27 protein-coding genes are annotated in these 26,463 nt (G+C 71.7%); 14 read left to right on the top strand and 13 right to left on the bottom strand.

Translation table 11 applies throughout. The features are described 5' to 3' along the window. Positions 1–48: 48 nt before the first annotated feature. On the top strand, positions 49–528 hold the full coding sequence (locus tag GGQ91_RS20100) for a hypothetical protein (protein WP_043356918.1): 480 nt from the start codon (positions 49–51) through the stop codon (positions 526–528). A 100-nt stretch (positions 529–628) separates the two neighbouring features. On the opposite strand, the gene mnmE is transcribed toward GGQ91_RS20100, so the two are convergent. Then, the gene (gene mnmE / locus GGQ91_RS20095) at positions 629–1,954 is read right to left on the bottom strand and encodes a tRNA uridine-5-carboxymethylaminomethyl(34) synthesis GTPase MnmE (RefSeq protein ID WP_182592712.1); all 1,326 of its coding nucleotides are present in this window, start codon (positions 1,952–1,954) and stop codon (positions 629–631) included. Between the two features lie 123 nt (positions 1,955–2,077). Here mnmE and bla point away from each other — a divergent pair, with 123 nt between their 5' ends. From bla to GGQ91_RS20070, 5 genes are all read left to right on the top strand, one after another. Next, the gene (bla, locus tag GGQ91_RS20090; protein ID WP_182592711.1) at positions 2,078–2,956 is read left to right on the top strand and encodes a class A beta-lactamase; all 879 of its coding nucleotides are present in this window, start codon (positions 2,078–2,080) and stop codon (positions 2,954–2,956) included. Between the two features lie 11 nt (positions 2,957–2,967). Then, on the top strand, positions 2,968–3,453 hold the full coding sequence (locus GGQ91_RS20085) for a YbaK/EbsC family protein (RefSeq protein WP_043356908.1): 486 nt from the start codon (positions 2,968–2,970) through the stop codon (positions 3,451–3,453). A 67-nt stretch (positions 3,454–3,520) separates the two neighbouring features. Next, entirely contained in the window at positions 3,521–3,877 is a 357-nt protein-coding gene (locus GGQ91_RS20080) for a hypothetical protein (RefSeq protein WP_043356906.1), read from the top strand. Between the two features lie 140 nt (positions 3,878–4,017). Further along, the gene (gene panC, locus GGQ91_RS20075) at positions 4,018–4,866 is read left to right on the top strand and encodes a pantoate--beta-alanine ligase (RefSeq protein ID WP_043356904.1); all 849 of its coding nucleotides are present in this window, start codon (positions 4,018–4,020) and stop codon (positions 4,864–4,866) included. 191 nt (positions 4,867–5,057) lie between these two features. Continuing rightward, positions 5,058–6,344 (top strand): porin, encoded by a 1,287-nt coding sequence (locus GGQ91_RS20070; RefSeq protein WP_182592710.1) that lies wholly within the window; start codon positions 5,058–5,060, stop codon positions 6,342–6,344. 41 nt (positions 6,345–6,385) lie between these two features. Here GGQ91_RS20070 and GGQ91_RS20065 read toward each other — a convergent pair whose 3' ends face one another. Continuing rightward, complete coding sequence (locus GGQ91_RS20065; protein ID WP_182592709.1) at positions 6,386–7,858, bottom strand: EAL domain-containing protein; 1,473 nt, start codon at positions 7,856–7,858, stop codon at positions 6,386–6,388. A gap of 285 nt (positions 7,859–8,143) precedes the next feature. On the opposite strand from GGQ91_RS20065, the gene GGQ91_RS20060 reads away from it, so the two are divergent. Together GGQ91_RS20060 and GGQ91_RS20055 are read left to right on the top strand one after the other, a co-directional pair. After that, positions 8,144–9,016: a MipA/OmpV family protein gene (locus GGQ91_RS20060; protein WP_051976115.1), complete on the top strand. Its 873-nt coding sequence runs from the start codon at positions 8,144–8,146 to the stop codon at positions 9,014–9,016. Between the two features lie 85 nt (positions 9,017–9,101). Continuing rightward, entirely contained in the window at positions 9,102–9,323 is a 222-nt protein-coding gene (locus tag GGQ91_RS20055; RefSeq protein WP_043761495.1) for a heavy-metal-associated domain-containing protein, read from the top strand. 176 nt (positions 9,324–9,499) lie between these two features. Here GGQ91_RS20055 and GGQ91_RS20050 read toward each other — a convergent pair whose 3' ends face one another. Further along, positions 9,500–9,649, bottom strand: coding sequence for a hypothetical protein (locus tag GGQ91_RS20050; RefSeq protein ID WP_182592708.1), 150 nt, complete (start codon positions 9,647–9,649; stop codon positions 9,500–9,502). 416 nt (positions 9,650–10,065) lie between these two features. Here GGQ91_RS20050 and mnmG point away from each other — a divergent pair, with 416 nt between their 5' ends. The 5 genes from mnmG (at position 10,066) to GGQ91_RS20025 (ending at position 15,285) form a co-directional block, all read left to right on the top strand. Next, a complete protein-coding gene (gene mnmG, locus GGQ91_RS20045; RefSeq protein WP_075380958.1) occupies positions 10,066–11,973 on the top strand; it encodes a tRNA uridine-5-carboxymethylaminomethyl(34) synthesis enzyme MnmG in 1,908 nt (635 codons plus the stop codon). After that, positions 11,970–12,605: a 16S rRNA (guanine(527)-N(7))-methyltransferase RsmG gene (rsmG, locus tag GGQ91_RS20040; protein ID WP_182592707.1), complete on the top strand. Its 636-nt coding sequence runs from the start codon at positions 11,970–11,972 to the stop codon at positions 12,603–12,605. Before mnmG ends, rsmG begins: the two co-directional genes overlap by 4 nt. Then, positions 12,602–13,459: a ParA family protein gene (locus GGQ91_RS20035; RefSeq protein ID WP_043354859.1), complete on the top strand. Its 858-nt coding sequence runs from the start codon at positions 12,602–12,604 to the stop codon at positions 13,457–13,459. Before rsmG ends, GGQ91_RS20035 begins: the two co-directional genes overlap by 4 nt. 61 nt (positions 13,460–13,520) lie before the next feature. Continuing rightward, positions 13,521–14,414, top strand: coding sequence for a ParB/RepB/Spo0J family partition protein (locus GGQ91_RS20030; RefSeq protein WP_053609629.1), 894 nt, complete (start codon positions 13,521–13,523; stop codon positions 14,412–14,414). A gap of 136 nt (positions 14,415–14,550) precedes the next feature. Beyond that, positions 14,551–15,285 (top strand): class I SAM-dependent methyltransferase, encoded by a 735-nt coding sequence (locus tag GGQ91_RS20025; protein ID WP_182592706.1) that lies wholly within the window; start codon positions 14,551–14,553, stop codon positions 15,283–15,285. 7 nt (positions 15,286–15,292) lie between these two features. Here the strand turns inward: GGQ91_RS20025 and holA are convergent, their stop codons facing one another. The 9 genes from holA to GGQ91_RS19980 form a co-directional block, all read right to left on the bottom strand. Next, entirely contained in the window at positions 15,293–16,336 is a 1,044-nt protein-coding gene (gene holA / locus GGQ91_RS20020; RefSeq protein WP_053609616.1) for a DNA polymerase III subunit delta, read from the bottom strand. 6 nt (positions 16,337–16,342) lie between these two features. Next, positions 16,343–16,888 (bottom strand): LPS assembly lipoprotein LptE, encoded by a 546-nt coding sequence (gene lptE / locus GGQ91_RS20015; protein ID WP_043346867.1) that lies wholly within the window; start codon positions 16,886–16,888, stop codon positions 16,343–16,345. 169 nt (positions 16,889–17,057) lie between these two features. Then, positions 17,058–18,014: an AEC family transporter gene (locus GGQ91_RS20010; protein ID WP_182592705.1), complete on the bottom strand. Its 957-nt coding sequence runs from the start codon at positions 18,012–18,014 to the stop codon at positions 17,058–17,060. Positions 18,015–18,121: 107 nt separating this feature from the next. Continuing rightward, positions 18,122–20,365: a TonB-dependent siderophore receptor gene (locus GGQ91_RS20005; protein ID WP_182592704.1), complete on the bottom strand. Its 2,244-nt coding sequence runs from the start codon at positions 20,363–20,365 to the stop codon at positions 18,122–18,124. Positions 20,366–20,495: 130 nt separating this feature from the next. Continuing rightward, positions 20,496–21,374: an acid phosphatase gene (locus GGQ91_RS20000; RefSeq protein ID WP_043346862.1), complete on the bottom strand. Its 879-nt coding sequence runs from the start codon at positions 21,372–21,374 to the stop codon at positions 20,496–20,498. A 159-nt stretch (positions 21,375–21,533) separates the two neighbouring features. Beyond that, positions 21,534–22,388, bottom strand: a complete 855-nt coding sequence (locus GGQ91_RS19995; RefSeq protein ID WP_043384071.1) for an alpha/beta fold hydrolase — start codon at positions 22,386–22,388, stop codon at positions 21,534–21,536. A 40-nt stretch (positions 22,389–22,428) separates the two neighbouring features. Beyond that, on the bottom strand, positions 22,429–23,274 hold the full coding sequence (gene dapD, locus GGQ91_RS19990) for a 2,3,4,5-tetrahydropyridine-2,6-dicarboxylate N-succinyltransferase (protein ID WP_043384148.1): 846 nt from the start codon (positions 23,272–23,274) through the stop codon (positions 22,429–22,431). 51 nt (positions 23,275–23,325) lie between these two features. Continuing rightward, positions 23,326–23,817, bottom strand: coding sequence for a cyclic nucleotide-binding domain-containing protein (locus tag GGQ91_RS19985; protein ID WP_043384073.1), 492 nt, complete (start codon positions 23,815–23,817; stop codon positions 23,326–23,328). Between the two features lie 65 nt (positions 23,818–23,882). Continuing rightward, positions 23,883–24,569, bottom strand: a complete 687-nt coding sequence (locus tag GGQ91_RS19980) for a response regulator transcription factor (protein ID WP_043346856.1) — start codon at positions 24,567–24,569, stop codon at positions 23,883–23,885. 375 nt (positions 24,570–24,944) lie between these two features. On the opposite strand from GGQ91_RS19980, the gene GGQ91_RS19975 reads away from it, so the two are divergent. Then, on the top strand, positions 24,945–25,502 hold the full coding sequence (locus GGQ91_RS19975) for a L,D-transpeptidase family protein (protein WP_043759476.1): 558 nt from the start codon (positions 24,945–24,947) through the stop codon (positions 25,500–25,502). A 15-nt stretch (positions 25,503–25,517) separates the two neighbouring features. Here GGQ91_RS19975 and GGQ91_RS19970 read toward each other — a convergent pair whose 3' ends face one another. Further along, complete coding sequence (locus GGQ91_RS19970) at positions 25,518–26,270, bottom strand: YggS family pyridoxal phosphate-dependent enzyme (RefSeq protein ID WP_043346853.1); 753 nt, start codon at positions 26,268–26,270, stop codon at positions 25,518–25,520. Positions 26,271–26,463: the final 193 nt, after the last annotated feature.

Here is a 26,463-nt window from a genome sequence, read left to right as displayed (position 1 = left end):
GGGAGGCCCCACGCTAGGCTGCGCCGAAACGGCCCCGGGTGAGATGCCGTGCGACGCCTGCTGAAGTTCCTCCACACGATGGGATCCGCCGGGCTGCTGGGGGCGATGGCGTCCCTGGTGGTCATGCTGAGCCTCGCGCCCGCGCCATCCGCCCTGGCGGGATACGCGGCGATGCGGGGCGCAATGGGGGCCGTGGCCACCTGGATCTTCCTGCCCGCCCTGGCGGTGACGCTGATGTCCGGCCTGCTGGCGATGGCCCTGAACCGCGCCTTTCTGAACGCCGGCTGGGCATGGCTCAAGCTCGCCACCGGGGTCCTGATGTTCGAGGGCGGCCTGGTCTACGTGCAGGGACCGATGAAGCAGGAGGCGGAGCAGAGCGCCCGGGCGCTGGCCGGCCTCGTCGATCCCGCCGTGCTGGCCGTGTCGCTCCCCGGCGAACGCGGGACCCTCTGGGTGCTGCTGGCGGTCGCGACCGCGAATGTCGCGCTCGGGATCTGGCGGCCCCGGATCCTGCGGATCCCCCAGTAGGCGCGCCGCATCCGCCGATAAGCTCCGTCCCGGCCCGGCACGACCGGCGTCGGAACCCGAAAGACGCGCCGAATGCCGCGTTGAGTTGCCGGCTATAGAACTACTTTCCGATGCAGAAGCCGCTGAATAGGCGGTCGAGCACATCCTCGACGCCGACATGACCCGCGACCTCGCCCAGCGCCCGGACAGCGAGACGCAGATCCTCCGCGGCGAGCTCCGGCAATCCGCCCGTGCCTTCGAGCAGGCGGTCGAGATGGCCCACGCAGGCTTCGAGCGCCGCCCTGTGCCGGGCCCGGGTGATCAGCGCATCGCCGGTGCCGAGACCGCATTCGGCCGCAGCCTGGATGGCATCCAGCAACGGGGCCATTCCGGCGCCCGTGCGGGCCGAAACGGCCGGACCGTCCGACTCCCGTTCCGTTTCTGAGCCGGCAAACAGATCGGCCTTCGTGCGGACCGTCAGGATCGGCGTGCGGGTCGGCCCGAGCTCCGGAACCGCCCCGTCGGGGGGCACCAGGGCGATCACCAGATCGGCGCTGTCGATCCGCGCCCGCGTCCGCACGATCCCCTCCGCCTCGATCGGCTCCGCGGTCTCCCGGAGCCCGGCCGTGTCGACCAGCAGGACGGGCAGGCCGCCGAGATCGAGCCGCACCTCGATGGCGTCGCGGGTCGTTCCCGGACGGTCCGAGACGATCGCCACGTCCCGTCGGCTGAGGGCATTGAGCAGGGTCGACTTGCCGCTGTTGGGTGCCCCGGCCAGCACCACCGTGAAGCCCTCGCGGAGGCGCTCGCCCCTCTGCCCGTCGCGCAGGGTCCCGGCGATCGCGTCGCGAAGCCGCGCGGCGCGGCCGAACAAGGCGGCGTCGAGCCCGGCATCGTCTACGTCGCCCTCGTCGGCGAAATCCAGCGCCGCCTCCGCGGCGGCGAGGCAATCGACCGCTTCCGCACGCCACGCGGCCACTTGCCGGCTGAGGGCGCCGTCGAGCTGACGGAGGGCCTGCCGGCGCTGGCCCTCGGTCTCGGCATCGATCAGATCGGCGACGGCTTCGGCCGCGGCGAGATCCATCCGGCCGTTGAGGACCGCCCGACGGGTGAAGGCGCCGGGCTCGGCCGCGCGGCACCCGGGAAACCGGGCAAGCGTGGCGAGAACGCCCATTCGCACCGCCGCACCGCCATGGAGGTGCAGCTCGGCCATGTCCTCGCCGCTATACGTGTCCGGCCCCGGAAACCAGGCCACCAGAGCCCGATCGAGTTCGGTGCCGTCGGCCGGATCGCGCAGGCTTCGCAGGGACAGCCGGCGGGGTGGCGGCAGGCTCCCGCAAAGGGCAACGAGCACGTCGCGCGCGGCCGGGCCGCTGATGCGGATCACCGCGACGGCCGCGCGGCCGAAGCCGCTGGCCGGTGCGAAGAGGGTCTCGGCTTGGGTCATGATCCGGCAGGGTCGTGCGGAGGGGCAGAGTTTCACGTGAAACAGGCGCAGGTGCCCTATACCATTCCGGCGTCGCGGTGCCGCGCCGGGTTGCGGTGTCGCGCCCTCGAACCCGGATGCGCCATGCTCGTCACGACCCGCCGCACCGTCAGCCTCGGCCTGCTCGCCGCGCCCTTCGCCCTGCCCCTGCGGGCCGCCGAGGCTGAGCCGGACTGGGGCGCCCTCGAGCGGCGGCTCGACGGTCGCCTCGGCATCGCGGCCGCCACGGCGGACCGCGTCCTCGCCGCCTATCGCGCGGACGCGCGCTTTCCCATGTGCAGCACCTTCAAGGTGCTGGCGGTGGCGGCGGTGCTGGCGCGGGTCGATACCGGCCGCGAGACCCTCGACCGGATCGTCGCCTACGGTCCCGGCGACCTCCTGAGCTACGCGCCGGTGACCCGGAAGGCCCTGGAGACCGGTGCCGGGACAGGGCAGATGACCGTCTCGGATCTCTGCGCGGCCGCGATCGTGTGGAGCGACAACAGCGCCGCCAATCTGCTCCTGGCGAGCCTCGGCGGCCCCGAGGCGCTGACCGCATGGCTGCGCGACACCGGTGACCCCGTCACCCGCCTCGACCGGACGGAGCCCACCCTCAACACGGCGCTCCCCGATGACCCGCGCGACACGACCACGCCGGACGCCATGCGGGCGAGCCTGGGCCGGATCCTCCTGGGCACCGTCCTGTCGCCGGCGTCGCGCGGCCGGCTGGAAGCCTGGATGATCGCCTGCGAGACCGGGCGCAAGCGCCTGCGGGCTGGGCTGCCGCCCGACTGGATCGTGGGCGACAAGACAGGCAGCGGCGACAACGGCTCGGTCAACGACATCGCGATCCTGCGGCCGCCGGGGCGTGCACCGGTGGTCGTGGCGGTCTACGTCACCGGCTCGACGGCGTCCGCGGAGACCTACGCGGCGGCCTACGCGGAAATCGGCCGGCTCATCGCCGCGCGAGCACAGGCAGCTTGACCGGACGACCCATGAAGACCCCCGCCAAGACCACCCGCGCGACGCTCGCCCTGGACAAGGCCGGGATCCGCCACAGCCTCCACGTCTATGCGTACGATCCGGACGCCCCGCGCATCGGCCTGCAGGCCGCGGAGGCGCTCGGGGTCGCGCCCGGACGGATCCTGAAGACCCTGATGGCGGCCGTGGACGGACGGACGATCTGCCTGCTCGTGGCCTCCGACAAGGAGGTGTCGATGAAGCGGGTCGCCGCCGCCTTCTCGGGCAAGGCGGCGGCCATGCTCAAGCCCGCCGATGCCGAGCGGCTGACCGGCTACCATGTCGGCGGCATCAGTCCCCTGGGGCAGAAGCGGCCCGTCCCGACGGCGATCGATGCCGGATCGCTGACCGACCCGGCGGCCGAGATCCACGTGAACGGGGGCGGTCGGGGCTTGCAGATCCGCCTGACCGAAGGCGATCTCGTCGGCGCCCTGAAGGCCCTCGTTGTGCCGCTCACGTGAGCGCGCGGTAATCATCCGTTTACCCTGCCGCCCCACGGTGCCGCCTTCCGGCGGAGACGGGTACGGCATGCGGAAGACGGGACGAAGGGCGATGACGGCGCTCGGATTCGTCCTGCTGCTCGCGGGATCGGCCCGCGGGGCGGATCTCGACATCCGTGGAACCGCCGAGACGGGTGTGGGGGCCAGCCCGCGCTTCTTCCCGCGCAACGACGGGCTCGATCGCCGCCCGGTCTACGCCGTCCGGTCCCGTCCCGTGCCGGTGGGCTGCACGCCCCGCCGGGTGCCGGTGCCGACCAACGCGCCGGACGATCCGAGCTATGTCGGCTCCGAGTACGGCCTGGGGCATCCGAGCTATTACGGCTTCACGCCGCCGCCCGGCGTGGACGATCCCTTCGGCCGCTCCCTCCTGCCCTACTGCCCCTGACGCCGAAACACGCGCCATTCCGGAGACCGCGTCGCCACGGCAGATCCAGGCCCGTGTTCACGCAGGCGGATCGGAGTGCCGGATTCCACCGCTCCGCATCATGCTCTAGACCGGCCCTGCCCTCCTCCGGAGCCCGTCCCGTGCCCGAGCCGACCCTTCAGCCCTTCCGTGATCTCGCAGCCCTGCGCCGATGCGTCGCCGCGTGGCGCGCGGCGGGTGAGCGCGTCGTCCTGATCCCGACCATGGGGGCCCTGCACGAAGGGCATCTCGCCCTCGTGGCCGAGGCGCGGCGGATCGGCCGCCGGACGGTGGCGAGCATCTTCGTCAATCCGACCCAGTTCGGCCCGAACGAGGATTTCTCCCGCTATCCCCGCGACCTGGAGACCGACCTGGCCCTGCTCGCGCAGGCCGGCGCGGATGCCGCCTGGACGCCCGGGGTGGAGACCATGTACCCGCCGGGCTTCGCCACCCGGATCGAGGTCGCAGGCCTGACCGAGGGCCTGTGCGGCCCGTTCCGGCCCGGCCATTTCGCCGGCGTCGCCACGGTGGTGACCAAGCTCCTCAACCAAGTCCGCCCGGACGTCGCCCTGTTCGGCGAGAAGGATTTCCAGCAGCTTCGGGTGATCCAGCAGGCCGTGGCGGATCTCGACCTCGCGGTGGAGATCCACGGCGTGCCGACCGTGCGGGAGCCCGACGGCCTCGCGCTGTCGTCGCGCAACCGCTACCTCTCGGCCGAGGAGCGTGCCGTCGCCCCGAAGCTTCAGGCGGTCCTGGGTGAGATCGCGGCGGCCTCCCGCAACGGCACCCCCGTGGCCGGGCGGATCGCCGCCGGGCGGGCGGCGCTGGAGGCGGCGGGGTTCCGGGTCCAGTATCTCGCGGTCTGCGACGCCCGGACCCTGGCGCCGGTGGAACGGGTCGACGGCCCGGCCCGCGTGCTCGCCGCCGCCTTTCTGGGCCGGACCCGGCTGATCGACAACCGCGCCGTGTAGGCTGGCCGGCCCCGGGCCGGCGGCGCGGGGATCGGGGGAATGCACCCCCCAGCCGGCCCGCCGGGTGTTGCCCCCGGCCCCTCGACCGGCCCCGCGCCGTCGTGGCCGTCTGGCCACGGCCCTCGGACTTTTCGGATTTTGCGGCCTCGGCTCATTGGCTCCGGCCGGCCGACCTGTTCTCTGCTGGGACCGTGAATGGACTGCGCACCGCTCCGGCCGTCCTGGCCATGTCCCTCGCCCTGGCGGTGCCCGCGGGCGCCGGGGAGGACGCGTTCGAGGGGATGGCCGGCCCGTACGGCGAGCGTCTGCGCGTCGATGCCAAGGGGCTGACCCTCACCTTCCCCGCGCCCGATGTGAAGCTCCAGATCGGCGGCCGGCTGCATATCGACGGCGGTGCGGCGGGTTTCAGCCGGCCGGACCTGCCCGAGGCCTTCCCCGACACCGTCGCCGTGCGCCGGGCCTGGATCGAGCCGACGCTCACCATCGGCCGCGACTGGGTGATCGCCTTCCAGTACGATTTCGCCGACCCGATGCTGCCGATCAACGACGCGCTGGTGGCCTGGAAGGGACTGCCGGACACGATCCTGACGCTCGGCAACATGAAGGAGCCCTTCAGCCTGGAATGGCTGCAGAGCAACAACGACACCCTGTTCGTCGAGCGCTCGGTGGCCAATGCCCTCGTGCCGGAGCGTCGCTTCGGCGTCGCGGCCGGGCATCACGGGCAGGCCTGGACCGCGGTGGCCGGCCTGTTCGGCAACGCCGCCAGCAACGGCATCGACGGGGATGGTGTCGCGGTGGCGGCCCGCGCCACCGTCGCGCCGATCATGACCGCCGACGAGACCCTGCATCTCGGCCTCGCCGGGATCGTCCGCAACCGGTCGCGGTCCGACGGAGCCTTCGGCTTCTCGAGCCCCGCGGGAGCCTTCCTGTTCGAGCGCCCCCTGGTGGACACCGGCGATCTCCCCGATGCCGCCAGCGTGTCGCGGCTCGGGGCCGAATTCGCCTATCGCCGCGGTCCGGTCCTGATCCAGGCGGAATACATCTACGCGGCGCTGCAGCCGTTCCGCGGCCCCGGACAATCCGGCTCCGCGCTCGACTTCCAGGGCGGCTATGTCGAGGCGGCGCTCGTGCTCAACGGCGAAGGCCGTGCCTACGCGCTGACGCCGCAGAGCGGCACCACCTACGCGACCTTCAGGGGCGTGGCGGTTCCGGAGGCGCAGCGTGTGTCCCGCGGCGGGATCGGCGTGTTCGAACTGGCCGCGCGCTACAGTGCCATCGACCTGAACGCCCGCGGCTTTCGCGGGGGCATGGAGCAGGACGTGAGCCTCGGCCTGAGCTGGTATCCCGAGCCGAATCTGCGGCTGATCGGGAACGTCATTCACGGGCGCGTGCAGCCGGGGGAGGCCCAATCCGCGACCCTGGGCACGGCCCCGTTCTCGGTCGACACGGTGATCGCACGCCTGCAGATCTACTGGTGACGGCGCGTGCCGGGAAAGCCAGCGGCCTCAGCTGACGCCCGTCACACCGCCCGGCGCAGGACCGATCGGAACGGGCGCCGTTCGGGCGTCGGTTCCGGGGGCGGCACGGGCTGCTCGACGGGCGGGGCGGCCAGAACCTCCGACCGGACCGGCCGCGGGGCCGCGAAGGCCGTGCCCTGGGCGAACGGCACGTCGAGGTCGATCAGGTCCGGGACGTCGGCCTCGTCGGCGACGCCGGTGGCGATCAAGCGGATGCCGGCCCGGGTCAGGGCCGGTGCGATGTCCTCCACGGCGATGTCGGACAGGCTGCCCCGGTCGGAGCGCGGGCGCAGCAGCATCTCGGCCGGGACCTTGACCTGACCGATGCCGCGGTCCGCGAATTCGGCCGCATCGAAGCGCAGGTCGTCCGGACGGTCGAGGCTGAAGCCGATCCGACCCCGGAGCGGCGCGAGCAGGCCCCGCTGGCCTGCATCGAGACGGCGCCAGCTCGCCTGCGGCAGGGCGATGGTCAGACCCGCCAGGGCCGGATCGTCGGTGGCGGTGCGGGCGAGCTCGCGCAGGAGCCCGGGCTCGAACAGCGACAGCGGCGACAGGCTGTAGGTCAGCAGCGTCTCGCTGCCGCGCCGGGCGAGGTGACGCGCCACGATGGTGGCCCGCTGCAGCATGCGGCGGTCGAGTTCGGTGGTCCGTCCGAAGCGCTCCAGCACGGGCAGGAAGACCTCGGGCTCGGCCGGCGGAACGCCGGGGCCGCCGATCCGGAGCCGGGCCAGCGCCTCGTAGGCCACGACCTTGCGTTGAGGCAGGGTGACAACCGGCTGCAGATGGATCTCCAGACCGTCCCCTTCGAAGGCGCCGATGAGACCGGCCTCGTCGACGGGGGGAGCCGCGGGCCGGGGCGGGATCGGTCGCGGGGGGATCGGCCGTGCCGGGACGGATGGGGCCGGGTTCGGGGCCGGTTGCGGGTCCGGCGGAACCGCCTGCGGCCGGAGCGCCCCGTCCTCGCGCGGGGGGGCGGCCGACACCTGCGGACGCGGCAGGGCCGGGGCCGGGGCGGCGTCCGGAAGGGCCGCGCCGGGCACCGCCTCGGGCTGCGGCCGGAGCGCCTCCGCCGACCGGGCCTTGAGGGCCGCGATCTCGGCATCCTGCGCGCTCAGCACGGTGGTGAGGTCGCGCACGATGCCGCTGAGCAACCCGAATTCGACCGTCAATTCCTCGATCTGCGCCCGCAACGCCGCCTCGGCGGCTTCGGGGCGCGGCTGAGCCGCGGCGCCGGCCCCCGCCGTCTCGACCTTGAGCAGGCGCCGGGACAGCAGATCGACCTCGCCGGATAGCTTCTCGCAGCGCGCCTTCAGGGTGGCGATACGGGTCAGGGCGAGACCGCCGGCCAGGGCGGCGGCGGCGCCGAGCGTCATGGCACTCCAGAGCGGCAGGAACACCGCGAGTGGCCCGAACACGACGAGCCCGAGAAGGCCGACCGTCAACAGCCCCGCATACCGGCCGAGGACCGGGACCATCGTCTAACCACCTGCCAGGAACGCGCGCCGGTCGCCGGGGGACATCCCGAGCGAACCCCACCGGGCGCGAACCGAATCACTGGATCATTGGCCGGGCGCACCGGGCCCGGCAAGGCTCCGGGAGGAGGATGATGCGCCATCACCTGTTAATTCCGGGCGGTGTGACGCCGGCGCCCGCTGGAACGTTGCGGAATCATCACGGCGGATCCGATTGCGAGGCGCTCCGGGGAGGGTTGCGCGGCTTGCGAATGCGGAGGGGATGAAAAAGGGTCATAAAGCGTGGCCATGACGTTCGTCCCCCCGCGTACTTCCCGATTTCGCGCCGTTCTCGGCGCCGGCGCGCTCCTCGCGGCCTTCGGCGCGACGGCGCCGCAGGCCGCGGATCTCGGCGCAGATCTTCCGCGCACCACGCCGACCTTCGCGATGATCGATCCCAATACGTGGATCGTCACGCTGAGCGGCTCGATCCAGGCCGTGCCGCGCTATCCCGGCGCCAGCGACTACACGGCCGTCGGCTATCCCTCGATCGATATCCGCCGGGTAGGCGAGCCGCGCCGCTTCTCGACGCCGGATGACGGGTTCAGCCTGTCGCTGTTCGACACCGAGTCGTTCCGGATCGGCCCGACCGCGCGCTTCGTGCCGGGGCGCTATTACGGCGACGACCGGCGGCACCTGTACGGCTTCCGCGACGCCCGCTTCGCGGTGGAGCCGGGCGTGTTCGCGGAATTCTACCCGGTCTCGTTCATCCGGACCCGCGTCGAGGTGCGCCAGGGCCTCTACGGTCACCACGGCACGGTCGGCTCGGTGGCGGCCGACTACCTGATCCCCGCGGAGAAATTCCTGTTCTCCATCGGGCCGCGCCTGAACATCGGCGATGCCAGCTACGCCCGGAAGTATTTCGGCGTCTCCCCGATCGAGGCGGCGCTGAACGGGCGCGTCACCCCCTACGACCCGCGCAGCTTCTACTCGGCGGGCGTGCTCGGCGGCGTGACCTACACGCAGAGCGAGACCTGGGCCTACACGGCCTATGCCGGCTACACCCGCATCCTGGGCGCCTCCGGCAACAGCCCGCTCGTGCGTCGACCCTTCGGCAATCCCAATCAGTACCAGTTCGGCCTGCGGATCGATTACGCCTTCCGGATGCCTGCGCTGTTCTGAGCCGCACGCACGGCTTGCACCGGTCGCACCCGGGCCCGACATCCCGGCGATACGACGGAAGGCGATACGGCTGATGGAGGCCCGGATGGACGAGACGCGCACCGACCTGCTGATGCGGGTGGAGGGGATGACCTGCGACGGCTGCGCCGCCGCGGTGACCCGCACGGTGAAGCGGATCGATCCCGCGGCCGACGTGCAGGTCGACCGGGACGCCGGGCGGGTGGCGATCCGCACCGACGCGCAGGCGCTCACCCTCGCCGAGGCCCTGACCAAGGCCGGCTACACCGCGACGGCCATGACGGGCTGACGCCGAGTCGGGTCCCGGAACGTCGGATCCGGGGTGTCGGGCTGCGGCGGCAGATGTCGCGGCGCTCCATCGTCCTGGCCAAGCCGTCATCCTGGCCAAGTCGTCTTCCTGGCCAAGCAGGCGTCCTGACCGAGCAGGTATCGGGACGATGATGGCCGGCCTCCGAGGAACCCCGCTCAGGAGCGGCTCAGGAACATCCCCGTCAGCAGCAGGGCGAAGCCCGCGAGGCCGAACAACCCTTCCTTGCGCTGGGTGCGGTCGAGGAAATGGGCGGCGGCGCCGGCCGCGCAGCAGGCGGTCCCCAGACCGATCGTCAGGGACGACATGTCGAATCTCCTCATCCCGCGTCGCCCCGCGACGCGGCGAAACAGCCCCTCTCGTGAGCCTGCCGGACGGCGCTGTCCGTTCAGGATGAAGTCACGGCGCAAGACTTGCACGGTCCGGGGTGACTGGCAAGCGACGATAGCCAAGTCCTCACGCATCCTCCACGAGCAATGCTTGAGGTGACGATAGATCTCGGCGCCTCGATCGCACCGAATATCGTATCCATTTGCGGCTTCGACCGGCGACTAGGACGGAGGCCGCGTCTGGCGAAGGACGACGGGGATGCGTTGACCGCCGCGCCCGCCCCCGCTTAGACCTCCCGGAAGAACCGCCGCCCCCGGGCTCGAGTCCGGAGGACAGCGGGTGTGCGTCACCCGCATCCGCGGCGGGATGTCTGCGAAAGGCTGCTCGTCACCCCATGCTCACCACCTCCTCCGCCCGGTTCGACGTCGCGGTCGTCGGCGGCGGCCATGCCGGCGTCGAGGCCGCGGCCGCGGCCGCACGCTGCGGCGCGCGCACGGCGCTGGTCACCCACGATCCGGCGACGATCGGGGCGATGTCGTGCAACCCGGCCATCGGCGGTCTCGGCAAGGGCCATCTCGTCCGCGAGGTCGACGCCCTGGACGGGCTGATGGGTCGCGTCGCCGACGCGGCGGGCATCCAGTTCCGCCTGCTCAACCGCCGCAAGGGACCGGCGGTGCGCGGCCCCCGGACCCAGGCCGACCGCAAGCTCTACGCCGCCGCCATGCAGGCCGCCGTCGCCGAGACCGCGGGGCTCACGGTGATCGCGGGCGCCTGCGAGGATCTGACCTTCGACGCGGATGGCCACCTCTGCGGCCTCGGTCTGGCGGATGGGCGCACCCTCGCCTGCGGCGCAGTGGTGCTGACCACCGGCACCTTCCTGCGCGGGCTGATCCATATCGGCGAGCGGCAGATCCCGGCGGGCCGGGTCGGCGAGGCGCCGGCGATCGGGCTGGCGCAGACCCTCGACCGCCTCGGCCTTCGCCTCGGACGCCTGAAGACCGGCACGCCCCCGCGCCTCGACGGACGGACCATCGATTGGTCGGGCCTGGAGATGCAGGAGGCCGACGCCGAGCCGGTGCCGTTCTCGACGCTCACCGAGCGGATCACGACGCCACAGATCCGCTGCGGCATCACCCGGACGAGCCAGGCCGTCCACGACCTGATCCGCGCCAACCTGCACCGCTCGCCGATGTATTCCGGCGGGATCGCCAGCCGGGGCCCGCGCTACTGTCCGTCGATCGAGGACAAGGTCGTGCGCTTCGGCGACCGGGAAGGGCACCAGATCTTCTTGGAGCCCGAAGGCCTCGACGATCCGACGATCTACCCGAACGGCATCTCCACGGCGCTGCCGGAGGAGGTCCAGCACGATCTCGTCCGCCTGATCCCCGGGCTGGAGCGGGCCGCGATCCTCCGGCCGGGCTACGCCATCGAGTACGATTACGTCGATCCCCGGGAACTCGATGTCGGCCTGCAGGTGAAGCGCCTGCCGGGCCTGTTCCTGGCCGGCCAGATCAACGGCACCACGGGCTACGAGGAGGCGGCCGGCCAGGGGCTGGTGGCCGGCCTCAACGCCGCTCGGCACGCGGGCGGCCGTGGCATCGTGGGCTTCGACCGGGCCGAGTCGTATCTCGGCGTGATGATCGACGACCTCGTGACCCAGGGGGTCAGCGAGCCCTACCGGATGTTCACCTCGCGCTCGGAGTATCGGCTGTCCCTGCGGGTCGACAATGCCGACGCCCGGTTGACGCCGCGGGGGATCGCGCTGGGCTGCGTCGGCGGAGACCGGGCAGCCCATTACGCGGCCGGACAGGCGGCCCTGGACGAAGCCCGCGCCCGCCTCGAAGCCGTAAGCCTGACGCCGAGCCAGGCCGCGTCCCATGGGATCAGCCTGAACCGCGATGGCATCCGCCGCACGGGCTTCCAGCTGCTGGCCTATCCGGAGATCGCGTGGTCCGATCTGGCAGCGGTGTGGCCGGACCTCGCGGATGTCGCCCCGCGGATCGCCGACCGGATGAAGACCGACGCCACCTACGCGGTCTATCTCGATCGTCAGAACGCGGACATCGCGGCCTTCCGCCGGGACGAGGCGGTGCGCCTGCCGCCGGCCCTGGATTACGCGACGATCAGCGGGCTCTCCAACGAAATGCGGGTGAAGCTCGAGACCGTGCGCCCCGGGACCCTCGGACAGGCGGCGCGGATCGAGGGCGTGACGCCGGCGGCCCTGACCCTGCTGGCCGCGCATGCGCGGCGCGGCGCCCGATCGGTCCCGGTCGCGGCCCCCGTGGACCCGCTTTCGGCATGAGCGATCCAGATCGCGCCCGCGTCCTCGCGGCTTCCGGTGTTTCACGTGAAACAGCCGAGCGGCTCGACCTCTACGTGGCCCAGCTGCGGCGCTGGCAGCCCATCAAGAACCTCGTCGGCCCGGCGACGCTGACGGAGGTCTGGAGCCGCCATATCGACGACGCGCTCCAGCTGCTCGACCTGGCACCGGAGGCGCGCACGTGGCTCGATCTCGGCTCCGGTGCGGGCATCCCCGGCCTGATCCTGGCCATCGCCGGCCAGGAGCGCGGCATCCGGGTGGACCTCGTGGAGAGCAACGCGCGCAAATGCGCCTTCCTCACCGAGACCGCACGGCTCACCGGAGCCCCGGCCCGGGTGCGCAACGCCCGGATCGAGGCGGTGATCGGCGACTACATCGGCACCGACGTGGTCTGCGCCCGCGCCCTCGCGCCGATGACGCAGCTCCTCGCCTGGACCGAGCCTCTGTTGAAAACGGGCACCACCGGACTGTTTCCGAAGGGCCGGGACGTACAAGCCGAATTGACCCAGGCCGGCGCGCAGTGGACAGTCGTTAACGACCTCGTGCCGAGCCGGACCGATTCCGAAGCCCGGATCGTGCGCGTCACTGCCCTCGCCGCCCCGAGCCACCGATGAGCGAAGCGATCCTCGGCGATTCCGCCGACCGGTCCATGGATTCATCCATGCGACGCCCTCTGCGCGTTCTGGCGCTCGCCAACCAGAAGGGCGGCGTCGGCAAGACCACGACGGCGATCAACCTCGGCACCGCCCTGGCGGCGATCGGCGAGGATGTGCTGGTGATCGATCTCGATCCGCAGGGCAACGCCTCCACGGGCCTCGGGATCGACCGCGCCAAGCGCAGGGTCTCGACCTACGAGGTCATGGCCGGCGAAGCCTCCCTGGCGCAGGCCGTGGTTCCCACGGCGGTGCCGCGGCTGTCCCTGGCGCCCTCGACCATGGACCTCCTCGGCCTGGAGCTGGAACTGGCCACCCTCCCCGACCGGGCGCACCGGCTGCGCAGCGTCCTGAAGAGCCTGACCCAGGCGCCGAGCCTCAGCCGGATCAGCTACGTGCTGATCGACTGCCCGCCCTCGCTCAACCTGCTGACCATCAATGCCCTGGCGGCGGCCGACGCGGTGCTGGTGCCGCTGCAATGCGAGTTCTTCGCCCTGGAAGGCCTCAGCCAGCTGCTGCGCACCGTCGAGCAGGTCCGCGGCGCCCTGAACCCGAAGCTGACGATCCAGGGCATCGTGCTGACGATGTTCGACCCGCGTAACAACCTCTCCGCCCAGGTGGTGGCGGATGTGCGCGGGTTCATGGGCGACAAGGTCTACGAGACCGTGATCCCGCGCAACGTCCGGATCTCCGAGGCGCCCTCGCACGGCAAGCCGGCGCTGCTGTACGACCTGAAATGCGCCGGCAGCCAAGCCTACCTGCGCCTCGCCTCGGAGGTGATCCAGCGCGAGGGCCGGGTTCCGGCCGCGGCCTGATTGATTTGAGCCCCCTCCGGTTCGAAGAGGGGGAGTGTGGAGCGTGACACGGGTGGCGATCATGGCGGAGGAGGGGGCGAAGCCTCGACTGGGGCGCGGGCTCGCGGCGCTGATCGGCGATTTCAACGAGGCGGGCCGTGGGTCGGCCAAGGCCGAGGAGCAGCGCAAGGTTCCGATCGAGTTCCTGCGTGCCAACCCGCGCAACCCGCGCCGGAGCTTCGCCGAGACGGAGCTGTCGGAGCTCGCGGTCTCGATCGGCCAGCGGGGCATCATCCAGCCGATCGTTGTGCGGCCGATCGGCGACGTGCCCGGCACCTTCGAGATCGTGGCCGGCGAGCGGCGCTGGCGGGCGGCCCAGCGCGCCGGCCTCGACGAGGTGCCGGTGGTGGTGGTCGAGATCGACGACCGGGGCTCCCTGGAATTCGCCATCCTGGAGAACGTCCAGCGCACCGACCTCAACGCGATCGAGGAGGCGTCCGGCTACGAGCGCCTGATGAAGGATTTCTCGTACACGCAGAAGGAGCTGGCCGAGATCCTCGGCAAGAGCCGCAGCCATCTGGCCAACACGCTCCGGCTGCTCAACCTGCCGCTCTCCGTGCAGGAGCGGGTCTCCGCCGGCGAGCTGACCGCCGGTCATGCCCGCGCCCTGCTGGCGGTGCGCGATCCCGAGGCGACGGCGCGCCGCGTCGTGGCCGAGGGTCTGTCGGTCCGGGACGTGGAGGCCATCGCCTCCGCCGAGGCCGCGCCGGCCGAGGCACCCCGTCCCGGGCGCCCGCGCCTCTCGGCCGAGCGCCCCGCGCCGGTGCGCGATCTGGAGTTGCGGATCCACCGGGCGCTCGGCGTCCCAGTCTCCTACAAGCCGAAGGACGCCGATTCGGGCGAGATCCGCATCCGCTACGAGACGAAAGACGAGCTTCAGGCCCTGCTCAACCGGTTCAAGGTCTCGGACGCCTGATCGGGCCCCCTGCCCTGCCGGTGGCGCTCGCGGGTCCGAGCGCGTGCCGTATCGGTGGCCGGAGCGCGTGTGCCGCCCGGCCCAGAGTTGGGACATGCGGGCCGGTCCGCAGTCCGGATGACCGGGGAGCCGGACCTTGGCGGACGGTACCAGCGCGGCAGCTCGGAAATTCGACGCCGACCGGGCCGGCGAATACGCGCAGCAGAGCCGGATCGCCCTGGCCGGCTACGAGGCCTGCCATGAGCTCGCCGCCTGCATGCTTGCCGCCGTCCTGGGCAGCGGCACGCCTGCGCGGCTGCTGATCGTCGGCGCAGGCGGGGGCGGCCCGGAGATCGTCACTGCGGCGGCCCTCGAGCCCGGCTGGCGCTTCACCGCCGTCGACCCGTCCAGCGCCATGATGGATCTCACGATCGCGCGGCTGGAGCAGGACGGTCTCCACGACCGGACCGAGATCGTCCTCGGAACGGTGGATGCCCTCCCCCAGGACGCGGTCTACGACGCCGCGACCCTGATCGGCGTGCTGCACCATCTGCCGGGCGACGCGGAGAAACGGGCGATCCTGCAGGCCATTGCCGGGCGCCTGAAGCCGGGCGCGCCTCTGGTGCTCGCCGGCAACCATTACGCGTATGCAAGTCAGCCCCTGCTGCTTGCAGCCTGGGGCGAACGCTGGCGCCAGCACGGCGCCAGCGCCGACGCGATCGAGGCCCGACGCGGGAAGATCCTGCAGGGGGCCGATCCGCCCCATTCCGAGGCGGCCGTCGCGGCCCTGCTGGATGCCGCCGGCTTCGAGCCTCCGACCCGCTTCTTTTCCAGCCTGTTCTGGGGCGCGTGGCTCGCGCTGCGCCGTGCCGGAAGCGCCGACGGCGCCTGAGCCGGGACTAGCGCCGCCGCCGCGCCCCCGCCTCCGCGACCCGCAGGAGGGCCGCCGAGGCCAGGGCGTGGGCCAGGTCGGGCTCCGCCCGCCGGCAGGCCAGGACCGCCGCCTGCAGGGCCGCGACGGCCTGCCGGAGGGTGCCGGGCGGCCAGGCGCCGAGCTGGCCCTCGATGCTGGCCTTGCGCTTGAAATGCAGGCCGCGCCACGTCGCGACCATCATGGCGGGCGTCTTGTCGGGATTGTCGAGGCGGGTGGTGAGCAGCGTCAGGGCGTGCCGCAGCGCCGAGCCCAGCACCACGCCGGGGTCGAGGCCCTCGTGCCGGAACCGGCGGTAATCGCGCTCCACCGCGTCGCGGCGGCCGTCGAAGGCGGCATCGATCAGGGTGTTGAGCACGCTCGCCGCGACGTCGCTGGTGATCGCCTCCACATGGTCGAGGGTCACGGTCTTGTCCCCTCCCCCCTCGCCCCCGGCGTAGAGGGCGAGCTTCTCGATCTCCATCAGGCTCGCCCGGCGGTCGCCGCCGAGGCTGCGGGCCAGAACCTCCCGGGCGGCCCGGTCGATGCGCAGGCCACGCTCCTGAAGGGTGCGCTCGATCAGGTCCGAGAGGGTCCGCTCGTCGTCGGCATAGCAGGGGATCGCCAGCGCCTTCGGAGAGCGCTCGCACAGGGTGCGGAGCGGGTTGTTCTTGGCGAGATCGCCGGCCTCGACGACGATGCGGGCGTCGGCGACCGTCGCGCCGAGCACCGCCTCGACGGCGGGGGCGTAATTGCGTGTGCCCGGACGGACCCAGATCGACCGGCGGCCGCCGAACAGGCCCATCGTCCCGGCCTCGTCGCACAGCCGGCCCGGATCGGCCGCCAGGGCGTCGCCGTCGATCCGAACCAGCGCGAAGGGATCGGCCGGGTCGTCGACGAAATCCTCGGCGAGCTTCCGGGCCCGCTCGGTGACCAGCCCGGTATCCGGCCCGTAGACGAGGATGACGGGGATGCGCGGATCGGGTCCGCGCCGGATCAGCCCCTCGATCTCACCCGCCTTGACCGCCGTCACGTCGGATTACGGCTTCGTCGAGAGCACGGCGGCGAGGCGGCTCTTGATCTGATCGGACAGCACGCTCGCCAGCCGGATCTCGGCGTCCCGCGCCGCCCGCTGGCTGGCGAAGCGCTGGACCGAGCGATCGTAGGTCGCGGTCGAGGTGGCCACGCCCTCGGTATAGACCTTGGCGCCGCTCATATCCTCGAGGCTGTACTTGATGTTGGCCACCAGGGTGCCGGCCTCGGCGCGGCCGGTGGTGGAGGAGACGATCGGGGTCTGCACGATCTCGGAGCCCGAGAGCTTCAGCCGGTAGCGCTTGGTCGCCGGATGACCGGACCCGTCGAGATCGAAGACCAGTTCGCTGCGCAGGTAATGGCCGAGGCGCTCCTGCCCCTGGGCCATCGCCACGTCGTCGACTTGGACCGAGGCGAGCAGCGCCTGGACGGACTCGCCCGACGCGGTCGGCCCGTAGAGCGGCCGAAAGCAGGCCGAGAGGCTCAGCGCCAGGCCGGTCGCGCAGGCGAGGCGGACGATCCGCCCCGCGATGGAAACTCCCGAACCCACCATCCGCCGTCGTTCCGCCCCCGCTTGTCGGATCGTTCTAGCGCGGACACGGCATGCCGCGCCACGACGCTAGGGGGCAAACGTTACGATTCCTCTGCGGCAAGAGCGTGATCGTCCGGTTTCCGAATGTCATGCCGCGGCGGGAGAGAAATCCGATGACCGGCCGGAAATCCTAGGCGATCGCCGACAGGTAGGCCGAGACCGTGACGATCGCCAGCACCGTCGAGACCAGCACCACGGTGGCGGTCAGGTCGGCCTCGCGCCGATAGAACTCCGCCAGCATGAACGGTCCGGTGCCGGTGGGGAGGGCGGCCATGAGCACCGCGGTGTGCAGCAGGAGCGGGGGCAGGTCGAACAGGTAGCGGCCGAGGCCGTAGGCCAGCAGCGGATGAAGGGCGAGCTTGAGGCCGACGAGGAGCGCGGCGGTCCGCCCCTGCCCGCCGCCGGCGTGACGGGTCTGGGCCAGGAACAGGCCGAGCGCCACCAGGGCGCAGGGCGCGGCCGCGCCGCCGAGGAGCTTCAGGAAGGTCTCCGCGGATTCCGGCACGGTCAGTCCGGCACTCGGCACCAGGGCGCCCAGCGCCGGCGCCACCAGAAGCGGGTTGCGCATGAGCGAGCGGCCGACCGACCGCCAGACGGGCATGCGGGGCCCGCTCCGGCCCGACGCGGCCGCCTCGCGCCGCAGCCCGGTCTCGATCAGCACGATGGCCACCGCGAACACGCCGCAGACCGTCAGGATCGCCGCCACCGTGGTGGGGGCGAGCGCCTCGGGCCCGAAGGCGACCAGCGCCAGGGGGAACCCCATGAAGCCGGTATTGGCGTAGCCGGAATTGAGCCCGTCCACCGCGGCATCGGCCAGCGGCCGCCCCTCCCCGCGCCGGATCAGCACGGTGAGGGCGAAGACCGCGAGGCTGCTGAGGCCGAAGGCGCCGATGAAGCCGGGCTTCCAGATGGCGCTCCAATGGGCGTGGGCGGTGACGTCGAACAGGAGGGCCGGCAGGGCCAGGAAGACCACGAACCGGTTGAGTTCGGTGGTGGCGGCGGCGCCGAGCACGCCGATCCGGCGGGCCAGCCAGCCGGCGAAGATCAGCGCGAAGATCGGCAGCACGACCAGCACGGTCGAGAGCATGGCGGGTCCGGGTCGGAGGACGATGCTCCGGCCTTAGGACGGTTTGCGGGGCCATCTCCAGTGCCGGGGGCGGGGACCTGCCATGCCGCGGCCCCGGCTCACAGGACCTACCAGCGGTAGATCAGGCTGCCGATGACCGTCGCGGGCGCGCCGCGATAGCAGAAGCCGGCTTGGCAGTTGTAGTAATCGCGATCGAAGATGTTGAACGCGTTGATCTGCGCCCGGAAGCCTTTGTACTTCGGATCGAGCGCCGCGAAGTCGTAAGCGACGAGGGCGTCGAACAGCGTCACGGTCGGATTGCGCACCGTGTTCTCGTCGTCGGCGAAGCTGTTGGCGTTGAACCGGATGCCGCCGCCGATCGTCAGGCCGCGCAACGCGGAGGAGGGCGGGAACAGGTAGGTCAGGAACGACGCGAAAGTGTCCCCCGGAATGCCGGAGAGCTGGTTTCCGTCGATCGCCGCACCGGTCACGGCCGAGGTCTGCTTCACGAAGCGGAAGTCGAGATGGGTGTAGGCGAGCGTCAGGTTGGTCCCCGGCGCGAAATTCGCCGTCGCCTCCATCTCGAAGCCGCGCGAATTGACTTCGCCGGTCGCAACTTGGTTGGCAAAGTTTGTGGGATCCTGGCGCAGAATGCTCGTCTGATTGATATCGAAGCCTGCGATGCCGGCGCTGATATTCGTGCCCGGGATCAGGTATTTCACACCCGCCTCGATCTGGTCGCCTGTGGCCGGGCGATAGGGACGGCCGGTGACGGTGTTGACGCCGACCTGGGGGGTGAAGGTCGTCGCATAGCTCGCGTAGGGCACGAGGCCGGGCGCGAGTTCGTAGTTCAGGCCCGCCCGGTAGGTGAAGGCGCTGTCGTTCTGGCTCTGCGGTCCGGCCACGACGCCCCGCGTCACGCTCGCCGTGTCGGAGGCGACCCAGTCCTGCCGTCCGGTCAGCGTCAGGACAAACTTCCCCCACTTCGCCTGTTCCTGGAAATAGACGCCGACCTGATCCTGCGCCTGTCGCGAGGAGCGATCGATGCTGGAGCGCGCGATCGGCTGGCGACCGTAGTTCAAGGTGAGCAGGTTGAGATCGGGCGCCACGCCGAAGCCGGCGACGCTCGAGAAGTCGTAATGATAGTAGTCGATGCCCGTCAGCAGCGTGTGGGCGATCGGGCCGGTGTGGAGATGACCCTCGAGTTGGGTGTCCACCGCGAAGGAGGCCAGCGATTGCTTGAACAGGCCCGTGGAGCGCTGCGCGCTGAGGCCCGTCACCCCGTCGACCTGCGTGTACGAGAAATTGGCATCGACGCCGGAATAGCGGAAGTTCTGCCGCAGGATCAGGTCTGGCGAGAACCGATGCTCGAAGGCGTAGCCGATCCGGTGCTGATCCGTCCGGTAGGTGTTGAGCGCGCCGTCACCCGAGTAGATCCGCGACACGCGGAAGCCGGGGAAGTTGTAAAAGCTCGCATTGCCCGGGACGTTCGATTCTTGGAACTCGGTCAGCAGCGTAAAGGTCGTGTCGGCCGTGGGGCGCCACGTGAAGGCGGGCGCGATCGTGAACCGGTCGTCCCGGACGCCGGGGCCGGGCAGGAACGTATTGGATTGCCGGGCGACGCCGGTCAGCCGGTAGGCCATCGTGCCGTCCGACCCCTCCACCGGGCCGCCGATATCGAAATTGCCCTGGTAGCGGTCGAAGTTGCCTCCCTGGAACCACACCTCGCCGAATTGGGCGAAGACCGGCCGCTTGCTGGTCACGTCGACGATGCCGCCGGGCGAGCCCAGGCCGTATAGGCCGGAGGCCGGCCCGCGCAGGATCGTCAGGGCTTCCGTTCCGTAGGGTTCGATCCGGGGAACGGCGAAGCCGACTCCGGTCTGGCGCAGGCCGTCGCGGAACACACCGTCGTAGGTCTCCGCAAAACCGCGAATGTAGAATGCGTCGGCCCGCGGATCGAAGCCGAACACGTTGCTCGACACGCCGGGCGTGTACGCCACCGCCTCGTTGAGGCTCTGCACGTTGCGGTCGTTGAGCTGCTCGCGGGTGACCACGGAGACCGATTGCGGGGTCTCGATCAGGGGCGTGTTGGTCTTCGTGGCGGTCGGGCTCACCCGCGCCACGTAGCCGGTGATGCCGGAGGGCCCGCCGCCGCCGCCGCTGGTGGCGGCGCTGCCGCCGTCACCGCCGCTGACATTGCCGCCGCCGCCGCCGGATCCCGTCGGAGCCGCCACGGCCGGCCGGGCGGCCTCCACGGAGATCTCGTTGAGCTGCACGGCGGTCTCTTGCGCGGCAGCCGCCGGGGCGAGGGCAATCGTGGTCAGCGCCGTGGTGGCGAGCAGCAGGCCGGACTGGGCGATACGGAATGACATCGGAGACCCCGAAACGCGCCCTTACGCGGCGCCTGGGGTCCACGTACCATCGTTCACGGGTCCTTGAGCAAGCCGAAAACGTGTTGTAAATCACACACTTAGAAGACTTCAAATCTGGAACGGTTCGAGCCTAGAACTCGAGCGGCGGCTCCCGCAGGGCGTCGGCCTCCCGGGTACAGGCGGCCTGATCCGGCACCGTCCCGGCGCCCGCCATGGCGCTCCGGAGCTCGGCCCGAGCCCGGTCGAGGTCCGCCCGGAAGGTTGCATCCCCCATCAGGGCGGCGAAGACCGCGGTGCCGGTGAGGCGTCCCGCCGCCACGTCGCTGAGCCAGTGCACGCCGCAGACGATCCGGCTCTCGCCATAGGCCCGGCCGCGGGTCAGGATCGGCGTCGCCTTCTCGGGAACCAGGGATGCAAGGATCAGCGCGTAGGCCCACCCCTGGGTGGCGTGCCCGGAGGGATAGCTGAAGCTGTCGGCCAGGGCCTGGCTGCGCTGCACGCAGATCGGCGCCTCGTTGCCCACGAACGGGCGCAGGCGGCGGTAATGGACCTTGGGGCCCCGCGTCGCCCGGGCGAGGTCGAGGCGGGCGCGCTCCAGAAGGTTGATCACCGCCGGCACCCGCGCCTGATCGATCCGGGTGCCGAGGACGCAGGCGAAATTCTCCAGCACCGCCGCCGCGCCCTCCGCGACGTCGTTGGCGGCCAGGTCCCAACGGGCCGTTCCCTTGAGGACACGGGTGCTGTTGAAGGCCGCCCGGTCGGCCTTGTCGAGGGGCGCGTCGTGGGCCGGCGGGGCCGGCAGGATCTGGACGGCGTCCGGCACCGCCGCGTCCGCCAGGTAGGGCTTCACGGCCGGCTTGCCGGGCTTCAGCGTCTCGGCGCCCAGGGACGGGGCTGCAGGGGTCATCGCCGGGGGGTGGTGGGGCGCATCCTCAGCCCGGGCCGCGACGGCCAGGAGGAGGGCGAGGGCGGCCGGGGCGAGGAGGGGCAGGGACGGCGTGCGCAGCATCGGATCCGGGGCTCTATCGGATGGAATCTGCGGGGCGCGCCCGCTGCCGGACGAACGGCTCAGCCGGCACATCCAGTCCCTGCACAGGCGCCCTCTTCTGTCCAGGGTGACGGTGCCGATCCGCGCCGACTGTCACGCGTGATCGCGCCCCCGCCGCGATCACGCCGCCCGGATCGCGGCGGCCACGGCGCCCGGATGCTCCTCGTGCGGGCTCAGGGCGCCGGGGATCGCGGCGCCGGTCACGCGGCCGCCGGCGATGAGGGCGTCCATCTCGGCGCCCGAGCGCCGGGGTGCGCCCTCGGGCCGCAGCACCAGGGTCGGCGGCAGGCCGTCGCCGAACAGGGCCAGGAAGGCGTCGCGGCTGCCCACCGGATCGAGGCCTCCGGTGACGAAGGCGGCGGTGCCGAAGCGGCCGTTGCGCTGGCGGGTGATGGCGTGCTTGTCGCGGATCAGAGCCGGGGTCACCCGGGCGGCGTCGGCATAGACATGGGCGCGCATCATCCGGCCGATGATCGGTGGGCTGATGTTGATGCGGTAGAGCGCCTCGCCGAGGAGCGGCGCCTCCACGGCGCGGCGGATGCGCGGGAACCAGTGCGCCCGTCCCGGCATCGCGGTGGGCAGCGGCCCCCGCCAGGTCGGCGCCACCAGGACCAGGCGCGCGAAGGCCTGCGGATGGCGCCGCGCCGCCGCCACGAGGTAGCCGGCGGCATGGCCGGCCGCGACGCCGAGCGCGTACGGGCCGGGGGCGGCGGCGAGCAGGGCGTCGAGGAAGGCGTGGAAGGTCGCGGGGGCGAGGGGCACCCGCGTCCGCGGCCGGGCGCCGAAACCGGGCCAGTCGGGCACGAGGCAGCGATACGCGGTTCCCAGGTCGCGGGCGAGGTCCCGCATCTCGGCGCGCGCCGAGATGGTCGACAGGGCCGGGAGCAGGAGGGCGTCCGGCCCCGCTCCGAACACGTCGCAGGGGGTCGGCACCGGCCGGCCCGCCACCGTGAGGTTCAGCTCCAGCGTCTCCATCGCGCTCCCGCCAAGCACGCTCCCGCCCGGTCTCAGGACATCAGGTGCGCAGCAGCTCGTTGATGGCGGTCTTCGACCGGGTGCCGGCATCGACGCGCTTGACGATCACCGCGCAGTAGAGGCCCGGGCCGGGCGATCCGTCCGGGAGCGCCTTGCCGGGCATCGTGCCCGAGACGACCACGGAGTAGGGCGGCACGCGGCCGTACATCACCTCGCCGGTGGTCCGATCGACGATCTTGGTGGAGGCGCCGATATAGACGCCCATGGACAGGACGCTGCCCTGGCCGACGATGACGCCCTCCGCCACCTCGGCGCGGGCGCCGATGAAGCAATCGTCCTCGATGATCACCGGGTTGGCCTGGAGCGGCTCCAGCACGCCCGCGATGCCGGCGCCGCCGGAGATGTGGCAGTTCTTCCCCACCTGCGCGCAGGAGCCGATCGTCACCCAGGTGTCGACCATCGTGCCCTCGCCCACATGGGCGCCGAGATTGACGAAGCTCGGCATCAGCACGGCACCGGGGGCGATGTAGGAGCCCCGGCGGACGAAGCAGCCCGGCACGGCGCGCAGGCCCGCGGCGCGGAACTCGGCCTCGCCCCAGCCGGCGAATTTCGACGCGACCTTGTCCCACCAGGGCGCGCCGCCGGGGCCGCCCTCGATCGTCGCCATGTCGTTGAGGCGGAAGGAGAGCAGCACCGCCTTCTTCAGCCACTGGTTGACCACCCAGTCGTGGTTGCCGCTCTTCTCGGCGACCCGTGCCTTGCCCGAATCGAGCAGCTCCAGGGCCGTCTCGACCGCCTCGCGCACCGCCCCCTGGGTGGCGGTCGAGATGTTGGCGCGGTCTTCCCAGGCGGCTTCGATGGTCTGGGCGAGATCGGAATGGGGCAGGCCGGCCTGGGACATGGAACGGGTCAGAACTCTTGCGGCGGGAGCCCGTGCTTACAAGCGGCCATCGGAGCTGTCACCTGAGGAGATGCCGTCGATGACCTCGAGGAGCCCGCGCACCTGATCGAGATCGGTCACCAGCCCGGCGAGGTCGTCCGCCAGGGTGTCGTGGACGGCCTGCGCGGCCGCGGGGAATTCCTCCAGCACCCGGCGCATCAGCATCGGCGTGATGCGCATCACCGCGGCGCTCCCCTCGGCCCGGGCTTCGGTCGGGCGGGTCCCGCGTACGAACAGGGCGAGCTGGCCGATCAAGGCGGAGCGCCCGGCCCGCACCGGCTCGGCCCCCGGGGACCGGGGTGCCAGCCGGATCGTCCCGGCCATCACCACGAAGCCGCCATCGGCCGGATCGCCGCGGGAAAACAGCAGGTCGCCGTCCGCGAGGTCGCGGCGCTCCGCCGCGAAGGTCAGCAGGCGCAGGGCATCCCGGTCGAGGAAGCCGAACAGCGGTGCGGCCGCGAGGATCGCGATGTCGTCGTCGAGCCCCAAGAACGCCTCACCACCCTGCGCATACGCGAACCTGCCGGATCGCCTACACGTAAAGCTTCAATTCGTCAGGGCAGCAACTTGTATCCGCCCCCCTCGGTCACGAGGATCGCGGCGGTGGCGGGGTTCGGCTCGATCTTCTGGCGCAGCCGGTAGATATGCGTCTCGAGCGTGTGCGTGGTCACCTGGGCGTTGTAGCCCCAGACCTCGGCGAGGAGGGTGTCGCGGTTCACCACGGCCCGGCCCGCCCGGTAGAGGAAGCGCAGGATCGCGGTCTCCTTCTCGGTGAGCTTCAGCTTCGAGCCGCGCTCGCCGACGAGGAGCTTGGCCCCCGGCCGGAACGTGTAGGGGCCGATCTGGAACACCGCGTCCTCGGAGGCCTCGTGGCTGCGCAGGTGGGCGCGGATCCGGGCCAGCAGGATGCCGAACTTGAACGGCTTGGTGACGTAGTCGTTGGCGCCGGCCTCCAGCCCCTCGACATGGTCCGCCTCGGAATCCTGGGCGGTCAGCATGATCACCGGGCCGCGGAAGCCGCCGGCCCGCATCCGGCGCACGGCCTCGCGCCCGTCGAGGTCGGGCAGGCCGACATCCATCACGGCGAGGTCGATGCGCTCGGCGGCGACCCGTCGGATCGCGTCCGTGGCGTTGGCTTCGGTGAAGACCGTGAACTCGTCGCAGAGATCGAGCTGCTCGGTGAGGGTATCGCGCAGGATCGCGTCGTCGTCGCAGATCAGCAGGCGGTAGGCATTCGGCATCGTCCGGGGCCCCAGAGCAGGCTGCGGGAGAGGCGGGGGCCGCCTGCCGGGTGCAGCATGCGATGACGTCAGGATCTCGGCAGGATCGCGGCGCGACTCTACCGAGGCTTGTGTTTCCGCATCCTTTCGCCGCCGCGGCAATCGCCGCGGTGAACGGGCTGCGGGATCGGGGCGCACCGCTTCAGGATCAAGGCGTCGGACCCCACGGCGAGGCGGTGGGCTGGCTCCCGAATCCCGGCTCGGCGGCCCGGGTTCAACCGAGAAATAGAGCGCCCTTTGTGGCCGGAAGTTGCCTTGCGCGCAATTTTTCACCGGTTCGGAGTACGGATCTCGGGCATAAGGCGCGCCGGGCCGGGTGGATTCGGGAGGACGGAGATGCGGCGGCCGAGCAGGGGACCCGTCCGCCTGACCCTGGGGGACATCCGCGTGCGGGCCACGGTGGGGGACCGGCGGCGCGGGCAGCTCCTCGTCGGCCCGGCGGTGATCCCCTGCGCCCTCGGGGCGGGCGGGATCGTGATCGACAAGCGCGAGGGCGACGGCGGCTCGCCGCGCGGGCGCTTCCGCCTGCGTGCCGGCGCCTACCGGCCCGATCATCTCGGGATCCGGCCGCGCACGCTGCTGCCCCTGCGGGCGACCCGACCCGACGACGGCTGGTGCGACGAGAGCCGGGACCGCCGCTACAACCGGCCGATCCGCCTGCCGGCCCCCGGGATCAGCGCCGAATCGATGTGGCGCGGCGACGGGCTCTACGACGTGGTGATCGACCTCGACTACAACCGCGCCCCGATCCGGAAGGGGCGGGGCTCGGCGATCTTCCTGCACATCGCCCGGGACGGCTACCGCCCGACGGAGGGCTGCGTCGCCCTGGCCCGGGCCGACCTGCTGCGGCTGCTGCGCCGCCTCGGGCCGCGGACGCATCTGCGGATCGGCTGAGGCCCGACCTCAGGCTCAGGCCTTCCGGGTCCGGGCCCCGAAGATCGCGGTCCCGACCCGGACATGGGTGGCGCCGAGCTGGATCGCCGCGGGGAAATCCGCGCTCATGCCCATGGAGAGGATCGGCAGGTTGTGGGCCTTCGCGAGCCGGGCCAGCAGGGCGAAATGGGCCGAGGGCGGATCCTCCGCCGGCGGGATGCACATCAGCCCCTGAATGGCGAGGCCGTGGGTCTCCTGGCATTCGGAGAGCAGGGTGTCGAGTTGATCCGGGAGCACGCCGCCCTTCTGCGGCTCTGCGCCGGTATTGACCTGGATCAGAAGCTTCGGCGTCCGGCCGGACCGGTCGATCTCCTTGGCCAGCGCCGCCGCGAGCGACAGCCGGTCGAGGGAGTGGATCACGTCGAACAGGGCGACCGCCTCCCGGGCCTTGTTGGATTGCAGCGGCCCGACGAGGTGCAACTCGACATCCGGGTAGCGGGCCCGGAGGTCCGGCCATTTCGCTACGGATTCCTGGACGTAGTTCTCGCCGAAGACCCGCTGTCCGGCCTTGAGCGCCGGCAGGATGCCCTCGGCCGGCACGGTCTTGGAGACGGCCACGAGCTGGACCGTGGCCGGATCGCGCTCCGAATCCTCGGCAGCCCGGGCGATGGCCGCCCGGACCTCGGCGAGACCCGCGGCGACATCGGCCTGCCCCACCGGAAGCTTCGCGGTCACGTGCCCCATCCCGTCGGTGGGAGGCGCGCTGGGTTCGGTCTTCGCGTCGTCCATGGCCTTGCCTGTCCTGTCGCTGCCGGGCGGCGGCCCGTGCATCCCCGCTGCCGTGATTCTCGAGGGGACGGTCATCCTGTCCAACCCCCTCATCCTGAGATGCCGGAGCGCCGCGGAGGCCTCGAAGGAGGGTCCCGGCCGTCCGCCCCCCTGCAGCCCGCCGTCGAAGCGGCGGCGCCGCGTCTCAGGATGA

This window comes from Methylobacterium fujisawaense, assembly GCF_014138435.1.
Classification (GTDB): Bacteria; Pseudomonadota; Alphaproteobacteria; order Rhizobiales; family Beijerinckiaceae; genus Methylobacterium; species Methylobacterium fujisawaense.
This window is presented reverse-complemented; position numbering and strand designations above follow the sequence as displayed.

Bases quoted from the DNA above. Each gene is read 5' to 3' on its own strand.
- mnmE (WP_182592712.1), bottom strand. From the start codon at position 1,954: ATGACCCAAGCCGAGACCCTCTTCGCACCGGCCAGCGGCTTCGGCCGC.
- bla (WP_182592711.1), top strand. From the start codon at position 2,078: ATGCTCGTCACGACCCGCCGCACCGTCAGCCTCGGCCTGCTCGCCGCG.
- GGQ91_RS20085 (WP_043356908.1), top strand. From the start codon at position 2,968: ATGAAGACCCCCGCCAAGACCACCCGCGCGACGCTCGCCCTGGACAAG.
- GGQ91_RS20080 (WP_043356906.1), top strand. From the start codon at position 3,521: ATGCGGAAGACGGGACGAAGGGCGATGACGGCGCTCGGATTCGTCCTG.
- GGQ91_RS20065 (WP_182592709.1), bottom strand. From the start codon at position 7,858: ATGGTCCCGGTCCTCGGCCGGTATGCGGGGCTGTTGACGGTCGGCCTT.
- GGQ91_RS20060 (WP_051976115.1), top strand. From the start codon at position 8,144: ATGACGTTCGTCCCCCCGCGTACTTCCCGATTTCGCGCCGTTCTCGGC.
- GGQ91_RS20055 (WP_043761495.1), top strand. From the start codon at position 9,102: ATGGACGAGACGCGCACCGACCTGCTGATGCGGGTGGAGGGGATGACC.
- GGQ91_RS20050 (WP_182592708.1), bottom strand. From the start codon at position 9,649: ATGTCGTCCCTGACGATCGGTCTGGGGACCGCCTGCTGCGCGGCCGGC.
- mnmG (WP_075380958.1), top strand. From the start codon at position 10,066: ATGCTCACCACCTCCTCCGCCCGGTTCGACGTCGCGGTCGTCGGCGGC.
- rsmG (WP_182592707.1), top strand. From the start codon at position 11,970: ATGAGCGATCCAGATCGCGCCCGCGTCCTCGCGGCTTCCGGTGTTTCA.
- GGQ91_RS20035 (WP_043354859.1), top strand. From the start codon at position 12,602: ATGAGCGAAGCGATCCTCGGCGATTCCGCCGACCGGTCCATGGATTCA.
- GGQ91_RS20030 (WP_053609629.1), top strand. From the start codon at position 13,521: ATGGCGGAGGAGGGGGCGAAGCCTCGACTGGGGCGCGGGCTCGCGGCG.
- lptE (WP_043346867.1), bottom strand. From the start codon at position 16,888: ATGGTGGGTTCGGGAGTTTCCATCGCGGGGCGGATCGTCCGCCTCGCC.
- GGQ91_RS20010 (WP_182592705.1), bottom strand. From the start codon at position 18,014: ATGCTCTCGACCGTGCTGGTCGTGCTGCCGATCTTCGCGCTGATCTTC.
- GGQ91_RS20005 (WP_182592704.1), bottom strand. From the start codon at position 20,365: ATGTCATTCCGTATCGCCCAGTCCGGCCTGCTGCTCGCCACCACGGCG.
- GGQ91_RS20000 (WP_043346862.1), bottom strand. From the start codon at position 21,374: ATGCTGCGCACGCCGTCCCTGCCCCTCCTCGCCCCGGCCGCCCTCGCC.
- GGQ91_RS19995 (WP_043384071.1), bottom strand. From the start codon at position 22,388: ATGGAGACGCTGGAGCTGAACCTCACGGTGGCGGGCCGGCCGGTGCCG.
- GGQ91_RS19980 (WP_043346856.1), bottom strand. From the start codon at position 24,569: ATGCCGAATGCCTACCGCCTGCTGATCTGCGACGACGACGCGATCCTG.
- GGQ91_RS19975 (WP_043759476.1), top strand. From the start codon at position 24,945: ATGCGGCGGCCGAGCAGGGGACCCGTCCGCCTGACCCTGGGGGACATC.
- GGQ91_RS19970 (WP_043346853.1), bottom strand. From the start codon at position 26,270: ATGGACGACGCGAAGACCGAACCCAGCGCGCCTCCCACCGACGGGATG.